We start from the raw sequence: 4,843 nt of genomic DNA, 5'->3' as shown, positions 1-4,843 counted from the left end.
GACGCTTCGGTGATGGAGTTGTTGATGGGGTTGCCGTGGGGTGCCGCGTTGGTGGTGGCTCCGGCGGGCGTCGTCGCGGGCGAGGAACTCGCCACGCTCATGCGCGACCACCACATCAATCACGCACTGCTGCCGACCGCCCTCATGGCCACCGTCCCCGACGACGACCTGCCCGATCTCGTCTCCGTGGTCACCGGCGGCGCCGCGGTCGGGGAGGAACTCACTCGGCGCTGGGCGGCGGGGCGGGCGATGTTCAACGCCTACGGTCCGACCGAGGCGACGATCTGTGCCACGCTGAGCGAGCGGCTGGAGCCGGGCGGGACGCCGCCCATCGGCGGTCCGATCACCGGTCAGCGTGCGTATGTGCTGGACGAGACGCTGCGGCCGGTCCCCGTCGGGGTCGCGGGTGAGCTGTATCTGGCCGGACCCGGCCTGGCGCGTGGCTATGTGAACCGCCCCGGTCTGACGGCGGAGCGGTTCGTGGCCGATCCCTTCGGCCCGGCGGGTTCGCGGATGTACCGCACCGGTGACCTGGTGCGCTGGCGCACGGACGGCCAGCTGGACTACGTCGGCCGCATCGACCACCAGGTGAAGGTCCGCGGCTTCAGGATCGAACTCGGCGAGATCGACGCCGTACTCGCGGAGCACCCCGGCCTACGGGACGCGGTCGTCCTGGCGCGGGAGGACAGGGCGGGCGAGGCGATGCTCGTCGCCTACGTGATCCCCGAGGACGGCGCCGAGATCGACCCCCGGGAGCTGCGCGGCTTCGTCGGGGACCGGCTGCCGGAGTACATGGTCCCGGCCGCCGTCGTCCTCCTGGACGCCTTCCCGTTCAACTCCAACGGAAAGCTCGACCGGGCCGCGCTGCCCGCCCCGGTGCTGGAGGGCAGCGGCGAGAGCCGCGCACCCGAGGGGCCGTACGAGGAGACGCTCTGCGCGCTGTTCGCCGAGGTGCTGGACGTGGCCTCGGTCGGTGTGGAGGACAACTTCTTCGACCTGGGCGGGCACTCCCTGCTGGGCACGCAGCTGATCAGCCGCATCCGGGCCGTGCTCGGCGCGGAGGTCTCCATCCGCGCCCTCTTCGAGGCCCCGACCGTGGAAGGACTGGCCGCCCTGCTCGCCGGGAGCGAGGACGACGCCGAGCCCGTCGGCCCGGTCCGGCCGTCGCTGCGCGCCGCCGAGCGCCCCGACCCGGTGCCCCTGTCGTTCGCCCAGCGCCGCCTGTGGTTCCTGCACCGCCTCGAAGGCGCCACCTCCACGTACAACGTCTCCTTCGTCCTACGGCTCACCGGCCGCCTCGACCGGGAAGCCCTGCGGGCCGCCCTGGGCGATGTGGTGGCCCGGCACGAGAGCCTGCGCACCGTCTTCCCCGAGGACGACGGCACACCACGCCAGCACATCCTCGACCCGGCCGACGCCCGGCTCGCCTACACCGTGCGCGCGGCCGACCCCGACCGCCTCGACGCGCTCCTCGCCGAGGCGGCCGGCCGTGGATTCGACCTGGAGCGGGACATCCCGATACGGGCCCATGTCTTCGAGCTGGCCCCGGACGACCACGCCCTGCTGCTCGTCCTGCACCACATCGCCAGCGACGGCTGGTCCATGGGTCCGCTCACCCGGGACCTGGCGCGGGCGTACGGGGCCCGGTGCCAGGAGGCCACTCCCGACTGGGAGCCGCTGCCGGTGCAGTACGCCGACTACACCCTGTGGCAGCAGCGGCTGCTCGGCGACCAGGACGACCCGGACAGCGTGCTCAGCCAGCAGGTCGAGTACTGGAAGGACGCCCTGGCGGACCTGCCCGAACAGCTCGTCCTGCCGACCGACCGGCCACGCCCGCCCGTCAACTCCTACCGGGGCGACGTCCTGCCGCTCGCCCTGTCCGCCGACGTCCACCGCCGGCTCACCGAACTCGCCCGTACCAGCGGCGTCAGCGTCTTCATGGTCCTCCAGGCCTCCCTGGCGGCCCTGCTCACCCGCCTCGGCGCCGGCACGGACATCCCCCTCGGCACCCCGGTGGCCGGCCGCACCGACCAGGCCCTGGACGATCTGGTCGGCTTCTTCGTCAACACCCTCGTGCTGCGCACCGACACCTCCGGCGACCCGGCCTTCCGCGACCTGCTCGCCCGCGTCCGGGACACCGACCTCGCCGCGTACGCGCACCAGGACCTGCCCTTCGAGCACCTGGTCGAGATCCTCAACCCGCAGCGCACCGTGGCTCACCACCCGCTGTTCCAGGTGCTGCTGGTCCTCCAGAACACCCCACGGGCCCGGTTCGACCTGCCCGGCCTGAGCCTCAGCTCCCGGCAGCACATCGAGGGCGTCTCCCGGTTCGACCTGTCCGTGAGCCTGGCGGAACGCCATGACTCCGACGGCGCTCCGGCCGGCCTGGACGGTGTGGTGGAGTACGCCACCGACCTGTTCGACAAGTCGTCGGTGGAGGCGCTGGCCGCACGGTGGCTGCGTCTGCTGGAACAGGCGCTGGCCGACCCCGACCGCACCATCGGCACACTGGAGATCCTCACCGCCGACGAGCGCCGCGCGCTCCTGGAGGAGACCAACGACGGCGGCCCCGTGGCGCCATGGGTCCCCATGGCCCGGAGCGTCGAGGCGCAGGCCGCCCGCCACCCGGACGCGGTCGCGGTGGTCGACGGCACCGAGTCGCTCACGTACCGTCGGCTCAACTCCCGCGCCAACCGGCTCGCCCGGATGATGGCCGGCCGGGGCGTGCGCCCCGACACCGTCGTGGCGATGGCCCTGCCCCGCTCCGCCGACGCGATCGTGACGCTGCTCGCCCTGCTCAAGTGCGGCGCGGCCTATCTGCCCGTCGGCGCCGAACACCCCGCCGAACGCGTCTCCTTCATGCTCTCCGACGCCCGGCCCGTGCTCGCCGTGACGACGACGGAGCGGGCGGGCACGCTGCCCGCCTGGGCGCCGCTGCTGGTGCTGGACGACCCGGCGACGCTCAGCGAACTGGCCGCCTCGCCCGACACGGACCTGACCGACGCCGAACGCGGCTCGGCGCTCCACCCGGACCACGGCCTGTTCGTGATCTACACATCCGGGACGACCGGCACCCCCAAGGGCGTCCTCATGCGCGCGGGCGCGATCGCCAACATGCTGGAGTGGCACGCCCGGGTGGTCGGCGGCGGTGTGGGCCGGCGGGTGACGCAGTTCACCGCGCTGACCTTCGACGTGTCCGTCCAGGAGATCTACTCCTCCCTCCTCGCGGGCAAGGAACTGTGGCTGCCCTCGGAGGAGGTGCGCCGCAGCGGTGAACTCCTGGCCCGCTGGCTGGACGAGAACGGCATCGCCGAGCTGTACGCGCCCAACCTCGTCGTCGAGGCGGTGTGCGAGGCGGCCCACGAGCAGGGACTCGCACTGGGGTCGCTGCGTCTGATCTCGCAGGCCGGCGAGGCGCTGACGCTGAGCCACCACATCCGCGGGTTCTTCGGCGAGCGGCCGGGCGTGGAGCTGCACAACCTCTACGGACCGACCGAGACCTGGACGGTCTCCGCGCACCTCCTGCGGGGCACCGCCGACACCTGGCAGGCACCGGTGCCGATCGGCGTGCCCATCCCCGGCCAGCGCGTCTACGTCCTGGACGCGGGGCTGCGGCCGGTCCCGGCCGGCGTGCCCGGTGAGCTGTACGTCACCGGCGCCGGGATGACCCGTGGCTATGTGAACCGGCCCGCCCTGACGGCGGAGCGGTTCGTGGCCGACCCGTTCGGCCCGGCGGGCGCGCGCATGTACCGCACCGGTGACCTGGTGCGCTGGCGCGCCGACGGCGAGCTGGACTACCTCGGCCGTATGGACCACCAGGTGAAGATCCGCGGCTTCCGGATCGAACCGGGCGAGATCGAGGCCGTACTGGCCGACTGCCCGGGCGTGGACCAGTCGGTGGTGGTGGTCGACGAGGACAACGGGCCGGCCCGGCTGGTCGCCTACGTCGCGTCCTCGGCCGGGGCCGCCGCCGTCGAGGAGCCGGCCGTACGGCAGTGGCTGACCGCCCGCCTGGCCGACTACATGGTGCCGTCCGCGATCATGGTCCTGGACGCGCTGCCTTTGACGACGAACCGCAAGGTGGACCGGCGGGCACTGCCCAAGCCCCGGTACGAGACCGCCGACCGCCGCCGGGCGCGCAGCCCGCGCGAGGAGATCCTGTGCGAGCTGTTCGCCGAGATCCTCGGTCTGCCCTCGGTCGGCGTGGACGACAACTTCTTCGACTTCGGTGGACATTCACTGCTGGCGACGCGGTTGATCAGCCGGGTGCGCAGGGTGCTCGGTGCGGAACTGCCGATCCGCACGCTCTTCGAGCGGCCGACGGTGGCGGGCCTGGCGGGCGCGCTGGACGACGCGGGCGAGGCGCGTCCGCCGCTGCGGGCCGTACGGCGTCCCGAGCCGATGCCGCTGTCGTACGCACAGCGCCGGCTGTGGTTCCTCCAGAAGCTGGAGGAGACCTCGACGGCGTACCACCTGCCGCTGGCGCTGCGGCTGTCGGGGGAGTTGGACCGGGAGGCGTTGCGGGCGGCGCTGGGTGACGTGGTCACTCGGCATGAGAGCTTGCGGACGTTGTTCCCGGAAGTGGACGGTGTTCCCGCTCAGTTGGTGCTGCTGGACGCACAAGTCCCCTTCGGCGTACGCGAGGTGACGCAGGACGACCTGCCTGCTGTCCTGGCGGCTTCGGCTCGGCGCGGGTTTGATCTGGAGCGTGAGCTTCCGTTGCGGGCCGAGGTGTTCGCGTTGGGTCGGCGGGAGCATGTGTTGTTGCTGGTGTTGCATCACATCGCGGGTGATGGTTGGTCGTTGGGGCCGCTGACGCGTGATCTTGCGCAGGCTTATGGTG

General features: G+C 72.4%; 1 protein-coding gene. It reads left to right on the top strand.

All coding sequences use genetic code 11. The features are described 5' to 3' along the window. Nucleotides 1-12: 12 nt before the first annotated feature. Nucleotides 13-4,843, top strand: a 4,831-nt coding sequence (locus ACZ4WH_RS43840) for an amino acid adenylation domain-containing protein (RefSeq protein WP_468191924.1), incomplete at its 3' end; no start/stop codon positions are given.

The organism is Streptomyces sp. NPDC029138 (assembly GCF_055564375.1).
The sequence above is the reverse complement of the archived record's forward strand: the minus strand, read 5'-3'. Positions and strand labels throughout refer to the sequence as shown.